The sequence below is a fragment of the Amycolatopsis sulphurea genome (genome assembly GCF_002564045.1).
Taxonomy (GTDB): Bacteria; Actinomycetota; Actinomycetes; order Mycobacteriales; family Pseudonocardiaceae; genus Amycolatopsis; species Amycolatopsis sulphurea.
The window spans coordinates 5,066,110-5,091,467 of the sequence record NZ_PDJK01000002.1 but is presented as its reverse complement, the minus strand read 5'-3'; the positions used below and the strand labels follow the sequence as shown (position 1 = coordinate 5,091,467).

The 25,358-nt window shown below is 66.9% G+C and carries 19 protein-coding genes; 6 read left to right on the top strand and 13 right to left on the bottom strand.

Annotation, left to right across the window (positions count from 1 at the left end; all coding sequences use genetic code 11):
* Positions 1–3: 3 nt before the first annotated feature.
* Positions 4–4,311, bottom strand: coding sequence for a DNA/RNA non-specific endonuclease (locus ATK36_RS29260; protein ID WP_245915293.1), 4,308 nt, complete (start codon positions 4,309–4,311; stop codon positions 4–6).
* Positions 4,312–4,390: 79 nt separating this feature from the next.
* Positions 4,391–5,257, bottom strand: coding sequence for a hypothetical protein (locus tag ATK36_RS29255; RefSeq protein ID WP_245915292.1), 867 nt, complete (start codon positions 5,255–5,257; stop codon positions 4,391–4,393).
* 538 nt (positions 5,258–5,795) lie between these two features.
* Here ATK36_RS29255 and ATK36_RS29250 point away from each other — a divergent pair.
* Positions 5,796–8,828: an RICIN domain-containing protein gene (locus ATK36_RS29250; RefSeq protein ID WP_098514395.1), complete on the top strand. Its 3,033-nt coding sequence runs from the start codon at positions 5,796–5,798 to the stop codon at positions 8,826–8,828.
* A 116-nt stretch (positions 8,829–8,944) separates the two neighbouring features.
* On the opposite strand, the gene ATK36_RS29245 is transcribed toward ATK36_RS29250, so the two are convergent.
* The 9 genes from ATK36_RS29245 to ATK36_RS29205 are packed head-to-tail and all read right to left on the bottom strand — an operon-like array spanning position 8,945 to position 17,768.
* Complete coding sequence (locus ATK36_RS29245) at positions 8,945–9,754, bottom strand: SDR family NAD(P)-dependent oxidoreductase (RefSeq protein WP_098514394.1); 810 nt, start codon at positions 9,752–9,754, stop codon at positions 8,945–8,947.
* Positions 9,754–10,524, bottom strand: a complete 771-nt coding sequence (locus tag ATK36_RS29240; protein ID WP_170069956.1) for an SDR family NAD(P)-dependent oxidoreductase — start codon at positions 10,522–10,524, stop codon at positions 9,754–9,756. Before ATK36_RS29240 ends, ATK36_RS29245 begins: the two co-directional genes overlap by 1 nt.
* Positions 10,521–12,503: an acetoacetate--CoA ligase gene (locus tag ATK36_RS29235; RefSeq protein WP_098514392.1), complete on the bottom strand. Its 1,983-nt coding sequence runs from the start codon at positions 12,501–12,503 to the stop codon at positions 10,521–10,523. The genes ATK36_RS29240 and ATK36_RS29235 overlap by 4 nt, the downstream gene beginning before the upstream one ends.
* A complete protein-coding gene (locus tag ATK36_RS29230) occupies positions 12,500–13,336 on the bottom strand; it encodes a mycofactocin-coupled SDR family oxidoreductase (RefSeq protein ID WP_098514391.1) in 837 nt (278 codons plus the stop codon). The genes ATK36_RS29235 and ATK36_RS29230 overlap by 4 nt, the downstream gene beginning before the upstream one ends.
* A gap of 20 nt (positions 13,337–13,356) precedes the next feature.
* Positions 13,357–14,331, bottom strand: coding sequence for a fumarylacetoacetate hydrolase family protein (locus ATK36_RS29225; protein ID WP_098514390.1), 975 nt, complete (start codon positions 14,329–14,331; stop codon positions 13,357–13,359).
* Complete coding sequence (locus ATK36_RS29220; RefSeq protein WP_098514389.1) at positions 14,328–15,152, bottom strand: cupin domain-containing protein; 825 nt, start codon at positions 15,150–15,152, stop codon at positions 14,328–14,330. The genes ATK36_RS29225 and ATK36_RS29220 overlap by 4 nt, the downstream gene beginning before the upstream one ends.
* 24 nt (positions 15,153–15,176) lie before the next feature.
* Positions 15,177–16,007 (bottom strand): mycofactocin-coupled SDR family oxidoreductase, encoded by an 831-nt coding sequence (locus ATK36_RS29215; RefSeq protein WP_098514388.1) that lies wholly within the window; start codon positions 16,005–16,007, stop codon positions 15,177–15,179.
* Between the two features lie 18 nt (positions 16,008–16,025).
* Positions 16,026–17,201: a serine hydrolase domain-containing protein gene (locus tag ATK36_RS29210; protein ID WP_098514387.1), complete on the bottom strand. Its 1,176-nt coding sequence runs from the start codon at positions 17,199–17,201 to the stop codon at positions 16,026–16,028.
* A 45-nt stretch (positions 17,202–17,246) separates the two neighbouring features.
* Positions 17,247–17,768 (bottom strand): nuclear transport factor 2 family protein, encoded by a 522-nt coding sequence (locus ATK36_RS29205; RefSeq protein ID WP_211291983.1) that lies wholly within the window; start codon positions 17,766–17,768, stop codon positions 17,247–17,249.
* Positions 17,769–17,943: 175 nt separating this feature from the next.
* On the opposite strand from ATK36_RS29205, the gene ATK36_RS29200 reads away from it, so the two are divergent.
* The 3 genes from ATK36_RS29200 (at position 17,944) to ATK36_RS34330 (ending at position 20,675) form a co-directional block, all read left to right on the top strand.
* Positions 17,944–18,717: an IclR family transcriptional regulator domain-containing protein gene (locus tag ATK36_RS29200; protein ID WP_098514385.1), complete on the top strand. Its 774-nt coding sequence runs from the start codon at positions 17,944–17,946 to the stop codon at positions 18,715–18,717.
* 170 nt (positions 18,718–18,887) lie between these two features.
* Positions 18,888–19,997, top strand: a complete 1,110-nt coding sequence (locus tag ATK36_RS29195; protein ID WP_170069955.1) for a sugar ABC transporter substrate-binding protein — start codon at positions 18,888–18,890, stop codon at positions 19,995–19,997.
* A gap of 3 nt (positions 19,998–20,000) precedes the next feature.
* A complete protein-coding gene (locus tag ATK36_RS34330) occupies positions 20,001–20,675 on the top strand; it encodes an ATP-binding cassette domain-containing protein (protein WP_098514383.1) in 675 nt (224 codons plus the stop codon).
* Here the strand turns inward: ATK36_RS34330 and ATK36_RS29185 are convergent.
* Together ATK36_RS29185 and ATK36_RS29180 are read right to left on the bottom strand one after the other, a co-directional pair.
* Positions 20,608–21,705: a terpene synthase family protein gene (locus ATK36_RS29185; protein WP_141544567.1), complete on the bottom strand. Its 1,098-nt coding sequence runs from the start codon at positions 21,703–21,705 to the stop codon at positions 20,608–20,610. The genes ATK36_RS34330 and ATK36_RS29185 overlap by 68 nt on opposite strands.
* Positions 21,705–23,072, bottom strand: a complete 1,368-nt coding sequence (locus ATK36_RS29180; protein ID WP_098514381.1) for a cytochrome P450 — start codon at positions 23,070–23,072, stop codon at positions 21,705–21,707. Before ATK36_RS29180 ends, ATK36_RS29185 begins: the two co-directional genes overlap by 1 nt.
* Positions 23,073–23,455: 383 nt before the next feature.
* Here ATK36_RS29180 and ATK36_RS33060 point away from each other — a divergent pair, with 383 nt between their 5' ends.
* Together ATK36_RS33060 and ATK36_RS33055 are read left to right on the top strand one after the other, a co-directional pair.
* Complete coding sequence (locus tag ATK36_RS33060) at positions 23,456–24,898, top strand: hypothetical protein (protein ID WP_211291982.1); 1,443 nt, start codon at positions 23,456–23,458, stop codon at positions 24,896–24,898.
* Positions 24,852–25,337 (top strand): hypothetical protein, encoded by a 486-nt coding sequence (locus ATK36_RS33055; RefSeq protein ID WP_211291981.1) that lies wholly within the window; start codon positions 24,852–24,854, stop codon positions 25,335–25,337. The genes ATK36_RS33060 and ATK36_RS33055 overlap by 47 nt, the downstream gene beginning before the upstream one ends.
* Positions 25,338–25,358 lie beyond the last annotated feature (21 nt).

The window sequence follows — 25,358 nt, the reverse complement described above, 5'->3', positions numbered from 1 at the left end:
CTATCAGTAGCAGCCCGATGTATCGATGTTCCCATTGGCGTCTGGAACGTTCTCGATGGTAGCGCGGCAGTAGTAGCCGTGGTTGCCGATGGCATCGATGAAGATCCATTCCGGTACCCATGCCGTGTTACTGGGGTACTGGACAGAGACGCGGTAGACAATCTCGGTGTCGCCTCCAGGGCTCAGCGCTTTGGCTACGGCGCGTTCGATGGTACTGATAACCGGATGGTTGACCTTGATATATTGGTTGACGATGTTGGCCAGTGTGCCGGGTCCATTAAACCTTCTGGGGATCAGGTGACCGCGCTGCATGGTACGCGGGTCAAACCCTGCCGGATCCGCTCGATATGCACTCCCCATCTTAGGTGTCACGATGCAGGTGATGCCGCCTCGCGCACGTTGTGCCGGGTCGCCGAGGTAGGTGAACGATTCGAGTGGGTCGTTGATGGTGGTGTCGGCGGGCATGGTGCCGTTGGCGCAGTCGTCGAGCTTCTTTTTGTCTTTGGTGGGGTCGAGCCGGATTCCGGGTGCGGGGTCGACTTTGGGTGTGGGTTTTTTAAGTTCTTCTTCTTTGTCAATGGGGGTGCAAGGGGCGTTTGCCGTGGTGGCGCGTCGTGCGAGGCCACGACAATTGATGAGTTGCCGTACGTAGTTTCTGAGGTTGGTCGTGATGCGTCGCGCGGTGACGATGGCGTCTTTGAACGACCGGATTCCCTTGACGATCCGGACGGTCGCGGATACGGCGTCCGGGATCTTGCTGAGCACGGAGACGAACTTGGCCAGTGGCAGGGCATTCACGACGGTCATGATGCAGCTGATGAAGTCGCCTTCGGTGAAGCACTTTTTCGCGTCGGTGTAGCCGATAAGGTCGAGCAGGACCTGGCCGCCCTGTTCGGTGATGAAGCCCATGAGGCCGGCGTTGGCCTTCGCACGGTTGGTGTTGTAGTCGTCGACTCCTTGCTGGCCTTTCGCCTTGCGGAGGGCGGTTTCCTCGTCCGCGGTGAGTGCGGGGACATCGCTGTCGTCGTTGATCGCCTCTTCCGCGGCTTTGCGCTGCTCTTCTTCGTCGGCTTTGCGGAGTTCGTCCTGGAGTTTGGCGAGTTCGGCTTGGATGTCCTTGGCGTCGCCGGCGGCGTTCTTTGCGCGGGTTTCGGCGTCGCGGGCGTAGTTTTCGGCGTTGGTGGCTGCGTCGTTGGCGTCGTCGGCGTGCTGCTGTGCCCGGTCGGCTGCCGCGCGCGCGGCTTCGGCGTCCTTGGCGGCTTGCGCTGCTGCCCGTTGCGCGGCGGCGGCGTCATTGGCGGCGCGGGTGGCCGCTGCGGAGGCTTCGTTGGCGGCCCGGGTGGCGTTGTCGGCTGCGTGGCGGGCCGCGCGGGCGTCGGCTTCGGCCTGGTCTGCCGACAGCCCGGCCAAGGCAGCGTCGGCGGCCGCCTGGTTGGCTGCGGCACGGGCGGCCTGGGCATCGGCCTGGGCCTGGGTGTCGACGACATTCGCGTCCGCAGCGGCTTGACGGGCACCGGCGGCTTCCTTCGCGGCCTCGGCCGCCGAAGCCTGCGCGTCGGCCGCGGAACGGGCTGCGGTTGAGGCCGACTCGGCGGCGTCAGAGGCTGCCTGGTAGGCAGGGGCGACCTCGCCGGACGCGTTTTTCGCCGCTTCGGCGGCGATACGGGCCCGTTCGGCGGCGTCCTTGGCGGCAGCTTGGGCGGTGTCGACCTGGCTGGCGCCGGTGTCGCGGGCCCGGTTGGCGACGTTCTGCGCGAAGTCGGCGTCGACGTCGGTGTCGGCGAACGGCGCGGCCATGCCGATCGCCGAGTCGGCCGGGTTGGCGATGCCGGACGCGGACTGCACGGCCGCGCTCGCGGCGCGGGTGGCGATGCCTGCCTGCAGCGCGGCGGTCGAGGCTTCCACAGCCGATGCGTTGGCCTCGTCCTGGGTGCGCTGCGCGGCCTCCAGTGCCTGCGCGGATTTGACCGCGGTCTGCTGGGCCAGGTCGGCGGCGGCACGGGCGTTCTGCGCGGCCCGGGCTTCGGCAGCGGTGGCCTCGGCGGCAGCGGCCTCGGCGCGCATGGCGGCCTGGTGGGTGAGTGCGGCCTCGGATTCGGCGCGGGTGGCGTCCTGGTCCGCGCGGGCGGCGGCGGCCTGCGCTTCGGTGGCGGCGGTGCGGGCGCGCTCAGCCGCGGCTTCGGCGGCGTCGGCGGCGGCGCGAGCCTGGGAGGCCGCAGCCTGAGCACGGTCGGCAGCGGCGCGGGAGTTGCTGGCTGCGGAGTTCGCCTGGATGGCCGCGCTGCGAGCATTGACTGCGGCGGTGCCGGCGGCATCCGCGTCCGACCGCGCCTGCCTCGCCGCGGCAGCAGCCTGATCGGCGTCGGCGCGGGCCTGATGCGCCGCAGCCCAGGCACGGTCCTTGTCACCCTGGGCGGCCTGCACCATGCCCTGTGCCTTTTGCGCGAGGCCTTCGAGTACCTGGGCCTTGCGGTTGAGGGTCTCGGCGGACTTTGCGACCTCGGCGGCGTAGTCGCGCGCCCGGTTCGCGTTGAGTTCCTGGGTGCGGGCGTCGGTGTCAGCGTCGAGAGCGGCCTGCTCCTGGTGCCGGGCGTCCTTGTTCCGGTCGGCGGCTATCTGTTCCTGCTGCTGAGCGGAACCGCGTTTCTGGGCGGCGATATCGGCCTGTCGTTCGGCCTCGCGGCGCTTCTGAGCGGCGACGTTGGCTTGGCGCACCGCGATATCGCGTTGGTGGGCGGCTTCGCGCTGCTTGGCCTCGGCTTCGGCGCGCTTGGCGGCGGCCTGCTGCCGGTTGATCTCGGCTTCGGCGCGCTTGGCCGCGGCGGTGTCGCGTTCGCGCTCGGCCGCGGCGCGGGAGTCCTTGACGTTCTGCGCGTGCTCTTGTGCCTGGCGCAGCGCGGTGAGGGCGTCGGCGTGGGACTGCTTGGCCCGCTCGGCCGCGGTGGCCGCGGCGGCGGCCTGGTCTGCGGCAGCCTGGGCCAATTGCCGTGCCGCAGCGGCGTTCACCTCGGCGTTGGCGCGCCACTGGCGAGCGTTTTCCTCATGTGTCTTGGCTTTCTCGCTGGCGTCGGTGGCCGCGGCGTCCGCGGAGATGGCGTCCACGGCGTGCGACGCGGTGTCCGCGGCTTGTTTCGCGGCGGTCGCGGACGCGGCCATCGCCTGCACGACGGTCGCCCACTCGGACCCGTGCGGCATTCCGTTCTGCACCAGGATGGTGGCCTGCGCGGCCGCGGCCCCGGCCGCGCTCTGGGCTCGCTGGGCGTCGATGGCGGCATTTGCGACGTGGCGGGCGACTTCGTCCTTCGCCCTCTGGTAGAGCTCCGGATGGTAGCTGTGGCCGGCCTGGTCGGCGGCGAGGGTTTTCGCGATCTCGCGTGAGGTGTTCGCGGCGGCAGTCATGTCGTTCGCGGCCCGTTCCAGCGCGCGGATGCCGTCGGCGTGCGCGGACAGAAGGTTGCGGCGCGCAGTCATCGCCCGCGCCGTGCGCTGCGCGAGATCGGACGCGGCCTCGGCCTCCTTGCGCTGCCGCTCCAGATCCGCTACCTGTTTCTCGCGGGCGTCGGCGTCGCGTTTGGCCGCCTCGAGGTACCCGGTGGCGAAGAACTGCTCGATCGCGGCGTCGCCTTGTGCCAGCGCCGCTTTCGCCGCGGCCGACACTTCCGGTCCGCCGAGATCGGCGACCATCTGCACGTACCCGCGACGGCGTGCGTTGTATTCCTTGGTGAAAGCATCGTTCTTGCGATCCCGCTCGGCCGCGATGTCACGCTCGTAGGCAAGGAAGCTCTCCCGGGCCCGGGCATCGCCCTTCAACGCCCGCTCCACGGCTGCGTTGAACTCGGGACCACCTTGACCGGCCAGCGGCTCGATCAGCGCGCGGTTCGCCGCGTCCGCATCAGCCTTCCGCTTCCTTGCCTTGGCCCTGGCGTCCATGTTGCCGTGCGCGAAGAACTCGTCGATCGCGCCCGCGTCGCCTGCGTCGGTGCGGCGCAGCGTGTCCCGCGCGGCGTCCCGGACTTCCTGCTCTTCGTCATGGTCGGCGATGTCGGTGACCAAGTCCCGTTGCATCTGCTTGATCAGCGCGGCGTCGTCGGGGTCCGGCTCCACTGCGGCATGCGCGGCGACAGCAGGTGGCTTCTTGGCCGGTGGCTGCCACTGCCCGTGAACCGCCCTGGCCTCGGACGCGACGGCGGCGCCCGCGCCTTCCCCTGCGGTCACGGCCAGCAAGGCCGCCGTCATCGCGACGACGAAGCCCCGATTCCATCCGGCGATCGCCGCAGGGTGTCTTCTCGGTCTTCTGGACAGTCTGCGCACAACAAAGCACCCCTCGTCAAAGGAACAGAGCACACGGCACCGCCCCGGCGGAGCCGCGCAAGATCAGCGAAGAACAGGCTCAGCCGGGGTTCGACATCCGGTCGACGCCGGCCTGAGCCCGGCTCGAAACCTCGGCCCAATGCCCGGACTGCCCGGACGCGAAAGCGTCTTCACCGGTCCAGACAGTGCGGTTCTTGTCCGCTGCTCCGGTGATCGAGACCCAGATCGGGTCGGTCTTCCCGGAGTAACGGTCCACAACGGACTGCCAGTAGCGAGCCTGCTCGACGCACCGCAGCTGCTCGGTCTCCCACGCTATGCGGGCGGCATCGGCCTCGTCCTTGGCCCTCGTCCACGCCCGGGCCGCGACCGCACGGGCTTGAGCCGCCGCCGCGCCACCGGCGGCAAGCGCTTCCTTCTCGGCTTCCTGAGCGTCGGCGATCAGCCCGGGTATCAGCGCGAGGTAACGCATTCCTGCTTCCTGGCTGTGCTGCCGGAAGAACTCGATGTCCAACTCCGCCGCAGCCATCCAGCCGGTCGCGTAGAACTCCCGGATGTCGGCGTCCGTGCTGCCCTGACGCAGCGCGTGCTGCGCGGCGAGCCGCACTTGCTCGCCCGGATCCTTCTGCGCCAGCGAGACCACGAAGTCCCGCTCGGCCTGCGCGATCACCTGCCGATGCGCCTCGTCCGCCTCGCGGTCCCGCATGTCCAGCGTCCTGGCCTCGGCGAAACCCGTGCGGGCGAACGCTTCCCGATCAGCATCCGTGCCACGCAGCGCCCGGTCCGCGGCCTCGTGTACCCGCGGCGAGTACGCCGCGCTGAAGGAGGCCAGCACCCGTTGCGCGAAATCGCGGTTGCGGGCCACGTTCTGCAGGGCACGCTGCTGGGCCCCCGAGAACCCCGTCAGCACGAACGCCTTCAGCGCGGCCTCCCCGTCCGGGGTACGCATCGCATTCCATGCGGCCACTCGGACTAATACCGCTGGGTTATACAGAGCAATCTGCCGCACCATCGGATACCAAATCGATTCCTCAATCCCCGACCGTTGGAAAACCCGAATTTCGCGGCCCGCGAGCGGATCTGCAGAGGAATCCGCAACGCCAGCGGTGGTCAGCAATGCCGTGACCGCAACACCAGCAGCAAGCGCGCGCGAAAACACCCGATGCCCTCCCCTTATTTGCTTGCCCTTGACCCGGGTATCACCCGATCGTGGAAAGCATGGCACGAAACAGTAACTCGCAATCACCCATGTGAGGACCATCACTCAAAGTAACACCGCGGTACCCCAGGGCGATCGCACCCTTTGTTAAAGGTGTGATTACTCGCCTCACGACCGTTCGTTCTTCGAGCGTCGAACCTTCTCTATTTCGCGCGCGGCGACGTGCGTATTTCTTGTGCGCGATTATTCTGATGTCAGGGGGAGTCTTGTGACACGATCCGATCTGCTATCCGTTCCGTATTCACCACCACGATGGCATCTCGCCCGGTTGGGCGCCGTCGTCCTCGTCGCCGGGATCGCCGCCGCCGCGGCTCCGATCGCCGCCGAAGCCGCTCCGCACCACCGCGGCGCTTCCGCCGAGAGCCCAGCCGCACCGGTAAGCCCCTCCGCTCCCCGGCCCGCTCATCGCAACCCGGACACCAGGCTCGCCGTGGGCGGCGATCTGACCCCGGCACCGGCCAAAGCGCCGACACCGGCAGGGCAGTCCTCCGAGGTGGAGAAGGGCAGCGCCGCGGCGCTGCTGGGTATCGTCGCCGGACCGGAGCTGCTGATCCTGTCCGACCGCGACTTCGTCTCGGCGATGTACCGGGCCGCCGACGACCTGGACAAGCCGCACCCTCTCGAGCCAGAGCACCAGACCGTCCGCGACCGCGCGATCGACGCGATCACCTCCGGCGACGACGCGGCGACCACCTACGTCAAGACCGGCATGGCCGCGGCCAACGCCGCCGACCAGAAGATCGTCACGGACCGCCGCGAAGCGCAGCGCAAAGAACGCCAAGCGAAAGCCAGGGCCGCCGCACTGATCAGTGTCGCCGTCACCGACTCCGACCTGAACAAGACCGTCTACGACTTCATCGTCCTGCTCGACCTCAAAGCCGACGACCACCACGACATCGCCGTCAAAACCGCCGCCCGCGCAGCGCTGAAAGGCAGCGCAGAAGACCAATGGCGCTTCCTCACCGACGGCATCATCGCCGAGCACGCCAAGGACACGAAGCGCCTGACCGACGAGGACACCACCCGCGACGAGGCACAGAAGGCCGAGGCGAAGGCCCGCCAAGCACGGGTTACCGCGGCATACTACGCGCTGCAGCTCAGCATCACCGTCGATGACGACCTGGCGAAGCTGCCCGACCAGAACTTCCTGCGCGAAGTCCTCAAACGCGCGGCCAAGGACACCGAGGTCTACACCGCCGCCTACGAAGCGTTCCTCAGCACCAACCCGGCGGACTGGAAAGCCTACGTCGACACCGGCGCACAAGCCGCCTGGCAACACGACACCGACAAGGAACTGAAAAGACAGGACGACGCCAACATCACGGCCATCACCGAGATCCGGACCCGGGCGGCCAAGAGCCTGGTGCATCCCGACCTCGTCGCCGCAGCCGATGCGGCCCTCGCCGGAAAGCCCCTCGACCGGGTCCGATTCGTCGCCACCGGCCAGCACGAACACCAGAACCAGACCATCCACACCTACTTCTCCGACGACTCCGACTCCTACGTCACCGACTCCGCCGGCAGCGCCACCCTGGTCAAGTGGACACCGGGCAGCCACCCGGAGATGACCTGGAAGATCGTCGCCGGCTTGACCGATCCGAGCTGCGTGTCCTTCGAATCCACCACCCGTCCCAACTCCTATCTGCACTGGCGACGAGCCGGCGACCCCCGGGCATTCGCCGACGTCACCCCGACCGACGACTCCACCGCGTTTCGGCACGAAGCAACCTGGTGCGTGCGTCTCTGGAACAACGGGCCAGGAGTGACGATCAACCCAGTTGACGAGCCCAGCGCCTACCTTTACCTCCCTGGTACCAGCTCGCCCGCCCAATGGGCATTCGACGCCCCGCAAGCACCTTCACCGTTCGACCGGAAATACAGCGCAGACAAGCAACTCCAGGCCAGGCTGGGGAAACCGGCCGGCGACCCGGTCCTGACCGCCGACGTCACCGGCTACCGCCCCTACGAGAAGGGGCGCATCTACCTGACCTATGCAGAAGGCAACGCGGAAGTCGCGGCCGTCTACAACGGCCCGATGCTCGACAAGCTCCTCACCGTCTTCGGGAACACGCTGCTGCAGCAGACCGTGCACGATCAGTACGACCTCAACATCGGCGGAACCAAGGGCCAGGCGATCAAAGTGCTACGCCGGGCGGACAATCTCACCCTCCAGATCGCCTGGAGCCCACAGACCGGCGCGCACGAGGTCCACGGCGAGATCGCCAAACGCTGGCAAGGAATGCGGCTGGAACTCGGCTACCCGACGACCGACGAAACCGCCGCTCCCGCCGGCGGGGCCGTCTACAACCGCTTCACCCGCGGGTCGATCTACTACACCTCCGCCACCGGCACCCGCACCGTGACCGGGGAGATCCACAAGAAATACGCCGCCCTGAACTACGAAAGCGGCCCCCTCGGCAACCCGGTCACCGAAGCCACCCCGTTCGGCTCCAACGGCGGCCTCGTCCAGCGCTTCGACGGCGGATCCATCTACTACACCCCCGCAGACGGAGCCATGGCCATCTACGGAGCCATCGGAGCCAAGTACGCCGAACTCGGCAACGAAACCGGCTTCCTCGGCCGCCCCGTCGCCGACACCACCACAACAGCCGACGGCAAGGGCGAGTTCATCACCCTCAGCAACGGCGCCTCGATCTACTGGTCCCCCGCCACCGGAGCACACGCCGTCTACGGCGACATCCGCCTCACATGGCTCTCCCTCGGCGCGGAAAAGTCCTTCCTCGGCTTCCCGACCGGCGACGAACAGCCCGTGCTCAAGGGCCGGCGCAGCACCTTCTCCGGCGGACGGATCGACTACAGCAGCGAAAGCACACTCACCATCGCCTACTCCCTCGTCAACCTGACCGCCAAAGCCGTCGAATTCAAGGGCGTCCAATCCGGACGCTGCATCCAGATCGCCGGAGCCGGCAACGACGCCAAAGTCGACTTCGCCGGAGCCGAACTCTGGGACTGCTTCACCACCGCACCCAAACAGATCTGGGACGTCGTCGACCTCGGCAGCAGCAAATACGTCTTCAAGAACCGCAACTCCGGCAAGTGCCTCGACCTCTACGACGCAAGCGCGGACAACGGCGCCAACATCGCCCAGTACACCTGCCACAACGGCGCAGCCCAGCAATGGGAAATCACCACCACACCCGGCAACTCCGTCGCACTCCGCAACGTAGCCTCCGGCAAAGTCATCGAAGCCGCAGGAAACCACACCGGCAACGCGACACTCGTCCAGCAATGGATGGACCTCGCCCACCCCAACCAGCAATGGACCATCATCCCCGTCTAACCGCACAACACAGGTGAGGAGCCGGTCACCGACACCCGATCGGAGACCGGCTGCCCTGGCCGCCGCCAACGTCGATCGTGTTCGGTCCGATTCCTTGTCGTGCCATTCCAGTGCGATCAGCATGGGGTGGGCGTGTCACTCGCGGGCAGCAGCCCTGGGGTTGCCGTGGCCCCGCCGTCCACGAGAAGGGTCTGGCCCGTGATGTACCGGGCGAGGTCGGAGGCCAGGAACAACACGGCATCCGCGACCTCTCCCGCGTTGCCGGTGCGCCGCAGGGGGATGCTGTTCGTGAAGTCGGCCATGCGTTCTCCGGCGGCAGGGGTGGTCGCCGGAGTCTCGATCCGTCCCGGTGCCACACAGTTGACGCGGATTCCGTCGGGACCGTATTCGTGGGCGACGCTGCGGGTGAGCGAGACGATTCCCGCCTTGGCGGCGCCGTAGGCCACCGCGCTCGGTGAGCTGAGGACGCCGGCGATTGATCCGATGTGGACGATCGCCCCGCCATGTCCCTGCGACAGAAAGGTGCGGATCGTTTCCCGGGCCAGCCGGAACACGTAGGTGAGGTTGAGCTGGTGGATGAGCTCCCACTCGTCGTCGGCCACCTCGTGCATCCGCCGGTAGGGCACGTAGGCCCACGAGCCTCCGGCGACGGTGGCGAGGATGTCGATTCGGCCGAGGTTCCGGACGGTGTCCGTCACGATCCGCGTGCCGCTGCGCGCGTCGAGCAGGTCTGCCAGGATCGGGACACTCGTACCGCCCGAGGCGCGAATCGCCTCGGCGGTGGCCTCCGCGCGGTCGAGGCGGGAGTCGACGACGGCGACCGCGGCGCCGGCATCGGCAAACCGCCTGGCTACCGCCGCGCCGATCCCGCGGCCTGCCCCCGCGACCACGGCGACCCGTCCGGTCAGCGAGACCTCCACCGCCATCAGAACGCCACCTCCCCCTGGCCGCCGCTCATGACCAGGTCGTGTCCGGTCAAGAAGCTGGCCTCGTCCGAGGCCAGGAACAGCGCCCCGTACGCGATTTCCTGAGGTTGGGCCGCGCGCTTGAAGTAGCGGTTCGACTCCTGCTTTCGGGCCCACCCCGCGTCAGTCCCACCCCTGACCCCGCGTGCGGCCGGCGTGTCGACCAGCCCTGGCGAGACGCAGTTGACCCGGATGTCCGGGGCGTAGTCGAGTGCCATCTGTCGCGTCAGCGCGCGGATCGCGCCTTTTGACGCGTGATAGGAAGCGAGCCGGGGTGAGGCCACGGTGGCGTGGTTGGAACAAGTGTTGACGATGGCCCCGGAGCGCTGTTCGAGCATGACCCGCAGCGCGGCACGGGAAACCAGGAATGCGCCGGTGATGGTGACCGCCAGCACACGGTTCCAGTCTTCGAGGCTCGTTTCGTGCACCGACCCCGGAATGGCCATCGCCGCGTTGTTGTGCAGCACATCAACTCGCCCATACACCGCTCTCGTGTGCTCGATGAGTGCCTCGGCAGCCTTTTCGTCGGACACGTCCATGGCGAACGGCGAGGCATTGCCGCCGGCCGCGATGATCGCGTCGGCCGTCGCTCGCGCGGCTTCAGCGGAAAGATCGGCGCAGACAACCCCCCGCGCACCGTGCTGCGCGAACACTGTTGCCGTTGCCGCGCCGATACCGCTGCCGGCGCCGGTGACGATGCAGACCTTGCCGGCGAGTCGCGAACCTGTCACCGCGGTTTCCTCCAGGATGTGGACCGGTTTTCGGCAAGCTCGACGAAGGTGGCCAAGCTTGCGGGATTGTCGAGCGATGTGGCGTTCAGCGCCTTTTCCGCGGCGACGCCTTGGAAAAGCCGTTTGAGGGGCACTTCGATGCGTTTACCGGTCCGGGTGCGCGGGATACCGGGCACCGCGATGACCTCGTCGGGCACGTGGCGGGGGCTTGCCTTGGCCCGGATGGCCGCGCGGATGGTGGCGACGAGGGCGCCGCTGAGCTCGGCGCCGGCCACGAGGTGCACGAACAGTGGCATGTAGTAGGTACCGTCCGGTTGTTCCACGCCCAGCACGAGCGAGTCGGAAATTTCCGGCATCGTGTCGACGGCCGCGTAGATCTCGGCGGTGCCCATCCGGACGCCGCCACGGTTGAGTGTCGAATCGGACCGGCCCATGATCCGGCAGGTGCCCCGGTCGGTGATCTCGAGCCAGTCCCCGTGCCGCCACACACCCGGCCAGGGCTCGAAGTACGTTGCCCGGTAACGCTCGCCGCCGTCATCTCCCCACAATCCCCAAGGCATGGAGGGCATGGGCTTGGTCACGACGAGCTCCCCCAGCTCACCCACGACCGGCTGACCGCTGTCGTTCCAGGACTCGACGGAGACACCGAGCATCGGCCGCTGCAGCTCACCGGCCACGACCGGAAGCAACGTGCTGCCACCGATAAAACCGCTGGCGATGTCGGTGCCCCCCGAGGAGGAACTCAGAAACACATCCGGCTTGACCGAGCGATAGACCCACTCGAAGGTCGACGCGGGTAGCGGGGATCCCGTCGAGCCGATCGTCCGTAGCGAGGACAGGTCGAACCGGTCTTGTGGACGAAGTTCGGCTTTTTCGCAGGCGGTCAGATAGCCGGCACTGGTCCCGAGATAAGTGATCCCGGTCTTTTCGGCAACGGCGAACTGCATGTCCAGTGACGGATAGGAAGGGCTGCCGTTGTGGACGACGACGGTTGCCCCGGACAGCAGTGCCGAGGTGGCGATGTTCCACATGATCCACCCCGTCGACGCGTACCAGTAGAAGCGGTCACCAGGGCCGATGTCGTTGTGCAGTGCGGCCTGCTTCCACTGTTCGAGGGCGATCCCGCCATGGCCCTGCACGATGCCCTTCGGCAGCCCTGTCGTCCCCGAGGAGTAGACGATCCACAATGGATGGTCGAAGGGCAGCTGCTCGAACCGTGGCTCCTGTTCGTTCGCGACCGCGGCACCCCACGGCGTGGTCCCGTCGCGGTCGTCGGCCGGGTGCAGCACCGGCACGATGATCGTGGCACGCAGAGTGCGCAGCGCCGCCCGTATCTCGGCGATCTGCTCGCGCCGGTCGTACTCCTTCCCGTTGAACCGGTACCCGTCGGCGGCCACCAGAACGACCGGCTCGACCTGAGCGAGCCGGGCAAGAACAGCACTGGGACCGAAGTCGGACGCGCACACTGTCCACACAGCACCGATCGCGGCAGCGCCGAGAAAGGCGACCACCGCCTCGGGCCCGGTCGGCAGGTAACCGGCGACCCGGTCACCCCGTCGTACACCGAGGCGTCGCAACGTGTCGGCGAAGGCTCCCACCCGAGCACGCAACGATGCCCACGTCACCTCGAAGGTTTCGAGATTCTCGTCCACCATGACCAAGGCGGGATGCCGGTCGGCGCCGTTCTTGAGAGCCTGTTCGGCGAAGTTGAGCCGAACGTCCGGGAACCACACGGCACCCGGCATGTCCGGGTTCGCCAAAGCGGGGCCGGGCGGCTCCGTCAGCAGGCCGGTCCAGACAGCCAGATCTGCCCAGAACTGGTCGAGGTGGTCGACCGACCAGCGCCACACGGCGTCGTAATCGGTGGGGTCGCCGAAGGTGATTCCACGGCGTGCCGAGACCCAGGTAGCGAACCGGTGCAGCCGGGTCCCGGCGATGGAATCAGGCGTGGGCTCCCACAGCACCCTCGGTGCGCTCATGAGTTGTTCGCATTGAACGCCGCCGCGACATCGATCGTCGTGCCCGAGACGTACCGGGCTTCCTCGCTGGCGAGATGCAGCACGGCATGGGAGATGTCGCTCGATTCAATCCAGGTGATCGGCATCGGATTGAGCCGCCCCAGCCGTTCCTCCAGGTCGGACAGCGTGGGTGCGGGGACATCGGGCGCGAAAACGGCGTACACCTCGTCGTGGTGCATCATCGGCGTGTCGACGGCTCCGGGCAGCACGGCGTTGCAGGTAATTCCCCCAGCGGGCGCGACCTCCAGCGCGATGCTCTTCACCAGCCCGATCAGACCCCACTTCGACGCCGAGTAATGTGCCAGGTTCGGGACCCCGCGCCGGCCGGCCTGCGATGAGGTCACCACGATCCGCCCGTATCGCCGTTCGAGCATGTGGCCCAGGACCGCGCGCACCGTATTGGCCACCCCGGTCAGGTTGACATCGATGGTGTCCCGCCACATCTGATCGTCCATATCGGACAGATGACGGTAGGTCACGATACCGGCGTTGGCCACCGCGATGTCCACCGCGCCGAACTCGTCGACCGCCTGCTCGACCGCGGCCCTCATCTGGTCCGACCGTCGCACGTCTGCCTCGATCGCGAGCGCACGCCTGCCCTGTTTCTCAACCAGGGAAACGGTTTCGTGCAAATCACCGGACGTGCCGAGCGGGTAGGGCACCGACTCGACCTGCTCCGGTACGTCGACGAGCACGACGTCCGCACCTGCTTGGGCGAAACGCACGGCATGCTCGCGGCCCTGCCCCCGGGCGCCACCGGTGATGAACACGACTCTTCCGTCAAACCTTGGCATAGCTGGTAATTTCCTTTGCTTCAGGCTGCGACGACGGTCTGAGCGATGCGCCCGAACAGTGACGTCCCGTCGTCGCCGAGGGCCTCGATGCCGATGGTGTCGCCCGCCCCCAGGAACGGTGTCGTGGCCGCGCCATCGTTCGCGATCTCCACAGCGCGCTTTTCGGCGATGCAGGCGTATCCGGCAGCCGGATCAGCGTTGGACACCGTGCCGGTGCCGACGAGCGACCCCGGCACCAATGACCTGGTTTTCGCCAGCTCTGCCAGGATCCGCGGGAACTCGAACGCAATGTCCCGGTCCGCTCGCGGGACGCCGAGGGTTTCCCCACTCACCTCGCAGCGCAGGACGGCGCGCAGGTTCGATCCGCTCCACGCCGTGCCGAGGCTCGACGGGGAAACCACGAACGGCGCGTAGGCCCGGCCCGGCTTGGACGCGTAGACCCCGGTCCCCTGCCGCCGTTCGTCCACCAGCAGCTTCCGGTAGGTCAGGTCGTTCGTCATGCCTACCAAGCGGATCTGTCCGGCAGTCTCCTCTTCGCTCGCGCCGCCGGGGATGGGACCGGTGATCACCACCACCGTCGCCTCGATGTCGAGCTCCCACGCCGGGTCCGGCAGCGCGATGTCGCTGCACGGAGCCATGTTCCGCGCGCTGCCGCTCTGGTAGACAATCGGCCGGTCGCGGTGCTCGGCCGGCAGCGCCTCGCCACGGCCGCCCCGGATGCGTTCCATGTGCTGGAGGTAGCAGCTGCCCTCCGCCCAATGAAACGCGCGCGGGAGCGGTGCGTCGAAAATGGCCTGATCCACTGGGAAGCCGTACGTCTCGTCGTCAAGCTGTCCGAACTGATCCTCGAGGCTGCGTTCCCACGAGGACCATTCATCCATCGCCTGCTGCATCGTGCGCGGTCCGCGCGAGGGGACCGCCAGGCGGCGACGATCGCGGCTCACCACGACCAGGGTCCCGTCGATCCCGCCGCCTTTCAGCGTCGCCAGGATCACGGCGCCACCGTCTCGTAGTCGGCCGGTACGCAGAATTCCAGCGTCATGTAATCCCGGGACGCGTCGAACGCGTTGTGGGCCGCACCCCGTGACAACATCATGAAATCCCCGGCGTGAAGGCGCCGATCTGGTTGTCCCTCCGCGGAAATGTCGATCCAGCCCCGGAGTGGCAGGAACCACTGCGCCATCGTGTGGCGGTGTTCGCCGGTGCCGCCGGGCGGCGAAGGCTGCTCGTAATCGAGCTTGATGATGTGGATGTGCACCCGGCCGTCCGTGGGTCCGCGCGTACCCAGATCGCGGTACAGCGACCAGGCGCGCGGGCCGTCACCGCGGACGTACTCGCCCGGCTCGTCGAAGGTGTAGATCCCTTTCAAGTGCGCGAAATCTTCGGCACGCACCGGCTTGACCGCATCCCGGCCGGCGACCGTCTCGAAGCCGGCGGGACCGGTGACCTCGATGGCCTCGTAGTCATCGGACACAGCGTAGATCTCGTGCCGCCAGAACGGTGGCTGGTAGGCCGAGGCGCCCTTGCCGAGCGTGAGGTCCCGGCCGTCCTCGGTGCGGATCTTGAGCTCACCTTTCAGCACGAAGAACCACTGGAAGTCCAGTTCGTGAAACTGCCAATCGGTTGTGCCGGCGCCGCGGACGTGCCGTGCGCCGAGCAGGCCGCCGGTGGCCTCGGCCAGCCCCAGATCGCGGTACCGCGCGCCCGGCACCGGACCCGCGACCCACGCGCCGTCGTCCTTACCGACCAGTCCTGTTCGGATATCCAGCGGGTTTTCCTTGTCCCAGCCGGACTTCCACGTCAGCAATCGGTCCATATCGTTTCTGCCTTTCCCTCAGTTTCAGGACGCGTTGAACGCCGCGGCGATATCGAGCGTCGCCCCCGACACATAACGCGCCTCGTCGCTCACGAGATACAGCACGCCGTGAGAGATGTCGCTCGGCTCGATCCACGCCGTCGGCATCGGATTGAAGCGCCGTAACCGTTCTTCCAGGTCCTCGACGGTCGGAGCCGCCAGCTCGGGCGCGAAGACCTGGTAAACCTCGTCGTGGCGCATCATCGGCGTGTCCACCCCGCCGGGCAGCACGGCGTTGCAGGTGATGCCCAGCGACGGCGCGACCTCCAGTGCCACCGTTTTGACGAGCCCGATCAGGCCCCATTTGGCCGCGCAGTAATGGGCCAGGTTCGGCATTCCGCGTCGCGCGGCCTGTGAGGAGGTCACCACGATGCGGCCGTAGGAGCGGTCGAGCATATGCGGCAGTACGGCGCGGATACTGTTGGCGACTCCGGTCAGGTTGATGTCGATCATGTCCTGCCACTGCTGGTCGTCCATTTCGGACAGTTTCCCGTAGGAGGTGATGCCGGCGTTGGCGAGCAGGATGTCCACGTGCCCGAACTCCTCGACGGCCCGCGTGACGGCACGCCGCAGATCGGCCGGCTTCCGCACGTCGCCCTGGACGGCAAGTGCGGTCCGGCCCTGCTCTTCGACCAGTTTGACCGTGTCGCTCAGGTCGGACTCCGTGCCCAGCCCGTAGCTGACGGAAGCCACCGGAGCCGGTGCGTCGACGAGCACGACGTCGGCGCCCTGACGAGCCAGTGCCACGGCGTGCGAACGTCCCTGCCCACGGGCGCCGCCGGTGATGAGGGCGACCTTGTTCTCCAGGCTACTCATGAAAGACTCCTTGATCGGCTACGCGTCGAGCGCGGCATAAGTGGCCCGGATCAGCTCCTCGCTTCGGACACCGCCGACGATTCCCTGATAGGTACCGAGAACGCCGGGCTCCATCCGGTTCATGACATAGGCGAAGGTCAGCCGCCGATCGAGGTCGTTGATCACCATCGAACCGCCCCAACCCGCCCAGAAACACACGCGACCGTCCGGCAGATAAGGAAAGGCTTCCGGGTAGGACAGGGCGTAACCGATGCCCCAGCGGATGGGCAGTCCCAGATAGAGATCGACGCCCTTGGCCTGTTCCTGGAAGATCAGATCGCAGGTCTTCTGCGAAAGCAGCCGGACACCCTGGAACTCGCCGCCGTGCGACACGATCGCCTGGATGGTCGCCAGCGAACGCGCATTGCCGTGACCGTTGCCCGCACCGCAGATCTCCGACCGTCGCCACTGCACATCCCAGGTGGTCGCCGGGTCGGTGGCCAGCCCGGCGACCGTGAGCTTGTAGCCCACGCTGTCCTTGTCGATGTCAACCAGCGCTTCGTCGAAGGCCGGGCCGGGCGGCGGGAGAATCAGCGGGGAGATCCGTGGGTCCTCGGACTCCGGGAGTCCGATGTGGAAGTCCGCGCTCAGCGGGCCGGCGATCTCCCGCGCGACGAACTTACCCAAGCTCAGTCCTGTCACGCGCCGGACGAGCTCGCCCACCAGGTGGCCGATGCTCAGCCCGTGGTAGCCGCCGGCCGTGCCGGGCTCCCACCACGGCGCCTGCGCGGCGAGCAACTCGACTGACCTGTCCGGGTCGTAGACGTCGTCCATCGTGACCGGAATGTCCCAGCCGGCGACACCAGACGTGTGGGAAAGGATGTGCCGGACCTCGATCCGCTCCTTGCCGTTCGCCGCGAACTCCGGCCAGTAGGTCGCGACGGGAGCGTAGGGGTCGAGTTCGCCGCGGTCGATGAGGATCAGCGCCGCCAGTGCTGTCACGGTTTTGGTGTTGGACCAGACGTTCGTGATCGTGTCCCGCGCCCACGGCCTGGTGTGCGCCTGATCCACCCAGCCACCCCAGAGATCGACGACCGGCCGCCCTTCGTGCATCACGGCGACCGACGCCCCGACATCCGCCCCAGAGGCGAGGTTTCTCTCCAGAATCTTTGCGACTGGGGCGAAACGATCTTCCCAGTTTCCCTGAACGGCCATCGCAGTGTTCCATTCTCGTGGCAGATGGGGTGTGACGAATACGGGTCACGGCTGTGGGGCGCGTCCCCACCAATAGACCGGGTCGGACTTGTCCCGCCTGGACGCGACCCAGTCGCTTTGACGCGCGTCCACGACCTCGACCGACAGAGATTCGTCGAACACGACGACCCGGTCGGCGATAGCCCACCGCCCCTCGCGACGCTCGAAGCGATCCACGTAGCGACACCGCGTGATGGCTTCGGATTGGGACGCGGCGCCGTCGGCCGGCTGCTGTCGCAGATAAGCCAGGCAGTAGGACTCGACGAAGGCCCGGTCGTCCCCGTCGAAGTCGATCAGCACGTTCGTCACGAAATGCTGTGCCGCGTCGATTGTCCGGTGCCGGTGCCGGATGTCGTCCACCAGCCCGGCCACCGGCCCGACATACGAGCCGTGCGTATCGGTGGCGTCATCGAAATAGCAGGCCGCGATGCCGTCGTAGTCGAGCCTGTCGACGGCACGCGCGTAGCGATGGAGACAGTCCTCGATCTCGATTCGGTCAGCGAGCCGGGACACGGGACGCTCAGTCACACCAGCACTCCTTTGTGCGCATATCGCATATGTGAGCTGTTACCGCACAGCGTGCCACTGCCATCGAGCGCGTGTCAACACACGGCATCCGAGCAGCCGCGCAGCATGCGCACTTGTGTGCGGTAGGCTTGCCGGTCCCCGGATGCCGTCGATCAGAAGCGAAAAGGAGCCCCGCATGCCTCGCACTGGCGACGGTCCCTATGTCCAGTCACTCGACCGCGGGCTGGCCGTGTTGCGGTGCTTCGGCGAGGACCGCACGCGGTTGTCGATCTCCGACGTCGCCCGCGAGGTAGGCGTGGACCGCGCCGTCGCGCGGCGCCTGCTGCACACCCTGGCCGAGCTCGGATACATCGGCGTCGACGGCTCGAACTTCTTCGTCCGCCCCAGAGTTCTCGAACTGGCTCAGGCCTACCTGGGCGCCGTGGAGTTCCCGGACGTCATCCAGCCGCACCTCGCCCAGCTCACCAGCGAGATCCACGAGACGGCGATGGCATTCGTCCTCGACGGCGACGAGATCGTGTACATCGCCGGCGTGCAGGCCCGGCGCCTCGTCAGCGTCAACGTCCGGGTCGGCCTGCGGATACCCGCGTACCAGAGCCCGCTCGGCCACGTACTACTCGCGGCACAACCGGCCGACGCACGCGAGGCCTATCTCGAACGCGTGGAACTGACGCCCGTGACCCGGTACACGATCACCGAGAAGCCGGCTCTGCGCGATCGGCTCGCCAAAGTGGCCGACCAGGGTTACGCCCTTGGCGACGAGGAACTCGAGATGGGGCTGCGCACCATCGCCGTGCCGGTGCACGATCGGAACGGCACGATCCTCGCCGCCATCTCGATCGGCGTTCTGGCGGCCGCCTACTCCGCGCGCACACTCACCAAAGACCTTCTTCCACGACTGCGGCAGACCGCGGGGCACATCGAGTCGGACCTCGCCGTCCTCCACTGATCATTCCCGCTGACTGTCCTATCTGGACAGCGCGGGTCATTGACACCCTTTCGGGGCCGTGTCATATTTCTCCATCACCGCACGAGCGTGCGTTTAGCGCACAGGCTGCTCGGTCGCGCCCACATCGCATGGATGGAGACAACGAAGTCATGATCCCCCAGCGTAGGCGAGTGCTCGTCACGACAGGCCTGGTCCTGGCCCTCGGCCTCACGGCGGCAGCGTGCGGCTCCTCGGCGGGCGGCTCCGGAACTCAGGTCGACCAGGCGGGTCTGCAGGCCGCCAAGGACTACCTCGCACAGAACACGCGGAACCCGACCTCGATCGGGATGCCGGAATTGCCCGCCCGGCCACCGGCGGGGAAGAAGTTCATCATGCTCCAGGTCAGCCCGATGGCGATCGCCCAGCGTGTCGCAAACGGCATGAAAGCCGCCTCCGGCGCACTGGACTGGAACTTCACCACGATCAACGCAGGCGGCACGCCCGCCGAAGCGGTGCGCGCCTTCGAGGCGGCACTGGCGCAGAACCCGGACGTCATCTGCCCCTGCGGCACCGCCTCTTCGATGGTGTTCAAGGACCAGATCGCGGAGGCGAAACGCCGCGGCATCACCGTCGTCCAGAACGTCGTCGCCGACGGCCCGATCGACGGCGTGCTCGCCAACGTCGCCGGGGCACCGCAGCAGGAACTGTATGGCAAACTCGTCGCCGCGGAGTTCATCGTCGGCTCGGCGGGCACGGGCAAGGCCGCCGTGTTCAACCTCAACTCCTTCCCGATCCTGGAAGCCTTCACGAAAGCCTTCGAGGCCGCGGTCAAGCAATGGTGCCCGGCTTGCAGTGTCGACTACAACAACCAGCAACTGTCCGATGTGGGCACGAAAACACCCGCGAACGTCGTCGCGTACCTCCAGCGCCACCCGGACGTGAAATGGACCGTCTTCGGCAACGGCGACCTCGCGCTCGGCGTCAGCACCGCGGTGAAGACCTCCGGACTGCAGGGCGTCAACATCATCGGTGAATCGCCGTCCAAAGCGAATCTCGAGGCCGTCAAGAGCGGCACCGAGACGGCCTGGGCCGGTTACCCGGTCGAGATGATGGCATGGCGAACCGTCGACGCGGTCGCCCGGCACTTCGCCGGCGCCCATGTCGATGAGGGCGTGTCGATTCCCCTTCCCGGCCAGATCATCACCAAGGACACCGTCGCCGGCCTCGCCGTCGAAAACGGTGAGTACGTGGCGGTTACCGGTTACCAGAACCAGTTCCGGCACGCCTGGAAGGTCGGCTAGCCGATGTCCGAGCCTCTCGTCGCGACCGGCGCACTAGCGGACGGGGTGACCGATCTGGCGCTCGAAGTCACGGGCGCGTCGAAAACCTTTGGCGGGCAACGAGTCCTCCACGATGTCAGTCTTGGCGTGGCACCCGGAGAGATGCGCGCGCTGGTCGGGGAAAACGGATCCGGCAAGTCGACCCTGGTCAAGATCCTGGCGGGCTACCACACCCCCGATCCCGGCACGCACATCGTGGTGAACGGGCAACCGGTGGTGCCGCGGCACGCCGGCGCCGGCGAACGCGCGGGCCTGCGTTTCGTGCATATACGGCCTCCAGCTCGCCGGAGCACCGTCCTTCATCTCGAGCCTGTTCAACGGCTGCGCACTGATCCTGGCGGTCACCCTCTCGCTCCGGGCGAACCGGGCGGCAAGGTCCTGACCGGCTATTCCACCCGCCGCGACTCGAGGATCACTTCCAGCAGGCGAAGCTGCGGTGCTCGAGACGCGCGACCACCTCGTGGAGTGTGCCGGACCTGTCTCGGGTCTGTGAAGGGGCCCTTCACAGACTCAGAGTCCGTGAAGGGCCCCTTCACAGACCTCCGCGGCGGCGCAGGGCCCCTTGACGAGATCAGCTCAGCGCCGGTGCGGGGCACCTGGATCCAAGGCGGAAGTCCTGCCACCACCAGGAAACGGTAGGGATCGGGAGGGGGCCCGTGGTGCTGTCCGAGGGCGTCTCGGCGAAGTCCGTGGGCAGAGAGATGGGGTTGTCCAGGTGGAGATATCGGGCGCACTTGCGGCCCCAGTCGAGGTTCCCACGGATCCATCCGTCCAGTCCGGCCAGGTACCGCCGGAGCGGGGGGTCGGCGGCCACCGCCACCTCGTCCCGCAGGGTCAGGTAGCGGAGCAGAATGCGGTCTCGTATGCCCACCGTCCTGCGGACCGCTTCATTCAGCGTGCAGCCGTCGCGGCGCATGAGCAGGTCGAGAACGCGCTGAGGATCGCCGCTTCGGTTGATCTCCTTGTGGTAGGACATGATGTCGTTGTCGATCGAGACCAGCAGCGACATCATCTCGGTCAGCGCACGCACCGCGGGTCGGCATAGCTCGTCCACCCCGGCCTCGCAGCCATGCACGACGTCCAGCAGAGAGGCACAGACGTCGAGGCTGCCACTGAAGATACGCATCGCGACGTAGTCGTTCAGGTCCGGAATAGTACTGCAGGAACGGTGAGATGCCTCCCAGACCTGGCTGAACAAGTACATGCGCAACGCCATGACCCACCGTGAGATCTGAGCTGGGCTCGCGAGGGAGTCGAGAGACAGGCGAATATCCCTGAGTCCGGACGTCCATGGGTCGTCGTCGAACATCCGGTCCGGAGCCGGTGTCTCCGCGACGCGCAGCATCCGCGCCGTGACGACCGCCAGATCCTGCGGCCGTCTGCCGAACATGCCTTCGCTGCAGTAGCCGTCATCGAACGAGAACAGCCACATGAGGAAGCGGGTATACACCCGCAGAGCGTCCTCGGTGCCGCCGGGCGCGACTCGCGCGGCCAGCTCACCCGCCCCGCTGGCCGCATTGCGCGCGCGGTGATCGTCGTCGCGGTAGATTCCCAGCCGATCCATCCAGTCGACCGCGTCGGCGTGCAGCGCCCGCCACTGTGGATGAATGCCTTCCGGTATAGGGCACCACACCGCCGGTACGTCGATCAGTTCGTAGTCCTCGGCCATCACGCGTCCCGGGGTTGCTGTCGTGCCGGCTGAACCGCTCCAGTGCGGGAGGTGGTGATCATCGTCAGTTCGACCGTCCGCTCGATACCAGCGGTGACCGTTCGGCGGGTCGGCCGGTCGGCCAAGGCGTGAAAGGTCCAGTTCGAACAGAGTGTCGCGAGGTGGATGGTCATCGCGGTGATGGCGAAGGACTCACCGACGCACTGCCTCCGGCCCATCCCGAAGCTGATCATGGCGCCCCGCGGGCGCAGCTTGACCTGCTCGGGAAGCCACCGATCCGGGTCGAACCGCTCCGGATCGGGGTAGAAGCGGGGATCCCGGTTCATGGCGAACGGGCTGAAGATCAGGTCGGTGCCCACGGGAATGGGCACGCCCGCGAATTCCAGGGGCTCCTCGGCACGCCTGGTCAGCAGCCACGGAGAGGCGAGACGGGCCGCCTCCATGGCGACCCTGCGGGTGTAGTCCAGCCTCGGCAGGTCCTCGGCCTGGACACTGGTCCGGCCGGCCAGGACACGGTCGAGTTCCTCATGGATTCGCTCCTGCACCCGGGGCTCGCGGCCGAGCCCGTCGAACGCGAAGTTCATCGCGCCCGTCGTGGTGTCGGTGGCGGCCATCAGCAGTGTCATCACCTCGTCGACCAACTGCTCCTCGGTCATGCCCTGGCCGTTCTCCTCGTCCCGCGCAGCCAGCAGCATGGACACCAGATCCGCCCGGTTGCCGGTGTCGTCCGTGAAGGAACGGATGATCTCGCGAATCACCTTCTGGATGTCGGCGACCGCGGCGTCGAACCTCCGCGCGGCCCGGGTCGGCACCCAGTCGAGGTACACCATGGACGCGATGAGACGGCGGAAAGTGCCGTCCAGCACCTGCGGCAGACACCGCTGGATAGCCTTGACACCATGGTCGCCGATGGCTGAAGAGAACAGCGCCATGGTGTTCGAACCGATCACCATTGAGCTTAGTTCGCGCTCCAGCCTGACCGCCTGGTTGTGCTTCAATTTCGCGGAAGCAGCCTGGGCCTCGGCCGCGACGGACTCGACGTAGCGCTCCATCTGCTTCCGATGGAAAGCCGGCTGTATGAGCCGTCGCTGCCGCATGTGGAAGGCGCCTTCGGAATTAAGCAGGCCGTTGCCCAGCAGCGGGCGGAGCTTGTCGAACAGCAGTCCCTTGGAGATCTTTCCCGCATCGACGGTCAACATCTGTTGAAGGAGTTCTGGATCATTGAGGATGTATGCCGGGCGCCTGCCGAGATGAACCCGCACGATGGGCCCACATGCGCGCTGAGCAGTGAGAAAATCCAGTGGCTTTACGGCGATGGGCACGGCATGACCGATCAATGGCCACCGACCTGCGGCTTCGACTGCCATATTCGTGGGGTCTCCGATCGAGGCAAAAGTATGTAGGGCTCCCGAGGAAGTCTCCGCGACCCTGCGCTTATCCACCTGAGCTGAATGCAGCTCCAGGCGGCACGACGACTTGCGCGCGCACCTACCCGACTGCGAGCACAATCAAGAGCGCGAGCAAAGGCCGTCTGATCATTTGCTGGGATGAGGTGGGGAATGTTGATAAGAAGAGATCATCGCCACACTGCGATGCGAGTGGATGGTCATTATTTCACCTGACCCACCTTCCTGGGGCCTGGCGGTACGGAGACTACGCTACACGGCAACTGGTGACTAGGCTATTTGCCGGATTTTATCGCCGACATTAAATGATCATGGCGTACAGGCTGGGGACGAGCGCCCGTCATATGACGAGCTTGATCGAGCAGTTACGGGCGGACAACACCACGTTGCGCACCGAGGTCGCCGAGGTGAAACGGAACGTTCAGTGGGTTGAACGTGGTGATTTCGTTGGTCTTGCCGTCGACGTTGACCTGATCGAGCATGACACGGGTGTCGTGCTCGATCACCGAGAGCAGGTGCCGGCCTGCCACCTCGAGGCCACCGCGGTCGGTGTGGCGGGAGCCGCGCAGGGCTTTGCCGTCCACCGCGAGGACCCGACGCCGCCCGGCGGGTGCCACCGTGGTGGACAGGCGTTGGCTGAACGTGCCGGTCAGCGTCGATCTTCCCGATCAGCCGGCGGGGAGCAGCGCCGACGATGGGCTGGACGACTGCTGACCCATCTGATGTCCGGCAAGAAAATGCCACGAATTCTGAGACTGATCATGGGTGACAGGGCCGTGAGACAACGAAGAAACCGCAGGCCACACAAAACCGACAGGTCACGCACGGCGAGACCCTGCAGGAAACCACTGTGCGTGTCGACACTCTCCCCGCCGGCTACTCGACGTGACTTCCTGTGCCAGTCACTCTTGCTCTGTGCCAGTGAATCTTGCTCGTGCAGCCGGTTCTGCCACTACAGTTTGCTCGTTGTCGTGATCGGGCGGGATGGCCGATCGCCGGGCCGACAAGCCCGTCGCGCCACACGGGCGGGTGGATCCGAGGGGGTGGAGGCGAGGCGGCAGGCAGTCGAGGAGGCCACCGGGCAGTTCTTGCGCACGGCCACCTTCCTGTTCTGGCGCATGCGGCAGATCTTGGACGCCACCCACGGGCCTGGAGCGGTGGAGTTGCCGTCGCGGCGCAGCCTCGGCCGGTTGCTGGAGAAGCTGACGGTGGGCAAGCACACCACCGGCTCGGCGCGGACCCGCCGGTCGCTGGCCGACCGCCCGGACGGGCCGTTCGGCGAGTCCGATGCGTGGGCGCCGGGTGAGGTGATGCAGATCGACTCCACCCCGCTGGACGTGCTGGTGCGCTTGGACGACGGAGTGGTGGGCCGAATTGACCTGACCGGGATGATCGATGTCGCGACCAGGTCCGTGACTGCGGCGGTGCTGCAGCCCACGATCAAGCCGGTGGACGCGAGCGTGCTGCCGGCCCGCACCGTCACATCCGAGCCGATCCGGCAGGGCTGGTCGCGGGCGCCGGCGATGTCACGTTCGGCGCTGCCGTTCGAGCGGCTGCTGGACCTCGATGCCCGCATGCAGCATGCCTCGGCCCGGCCGGTCATCATTCCCAAGACGATCGTGGTCGATCAGGGAAAGGTGTTCATCTCCCGCAACTTCCGGGCTTCCCTGCGCCTTCCTGGGGATCAACTTCCAGCCCGTTCACGACGCGTCGGGCTGGGAGAAAGGGCATATCGAGCGGATGCTGGGCTCGGCCGGCACCCTGTTCGCCCAGTTCGTCTCCGGTGATGCCGGATTCAACGCCGAGTGTCGGGGCCGTCACGTCGAGCAGCAAGCGGTGTGGTCGCTCATGGAGTTGCAGGAGTTGCTGAACGAGTGGCTCGTGGCCTGGCAGAACCGGCCCCACGATGGGCTGCGCGACCCCGTCCATCCGGGACGGATGTTCAGCCCGAACGAGAAATACGCCGCGCATGTGGAAACTGCGGGCTACGTCCCGGTCGCATTGTCGGCCGACGACTACGTCGAGCTGCTGCCCGCGACTTGGCGGGCGATCAACGCCTACGGTGTGAAGATCAGCCACCGCACCTACGCTGACAAAGCCCTGAACCCGTTGCGGCACCGGCGATCCGGCGTGACGGACCGCCGGGATCTCTGGGAGATCCACGACGGCCGGCACCGCGTCATCGCGCCGGCACTCGATGCGGCCACGACCTGCCGGGTGCCGTGAATGCCGTGGTACCCGGCCCCA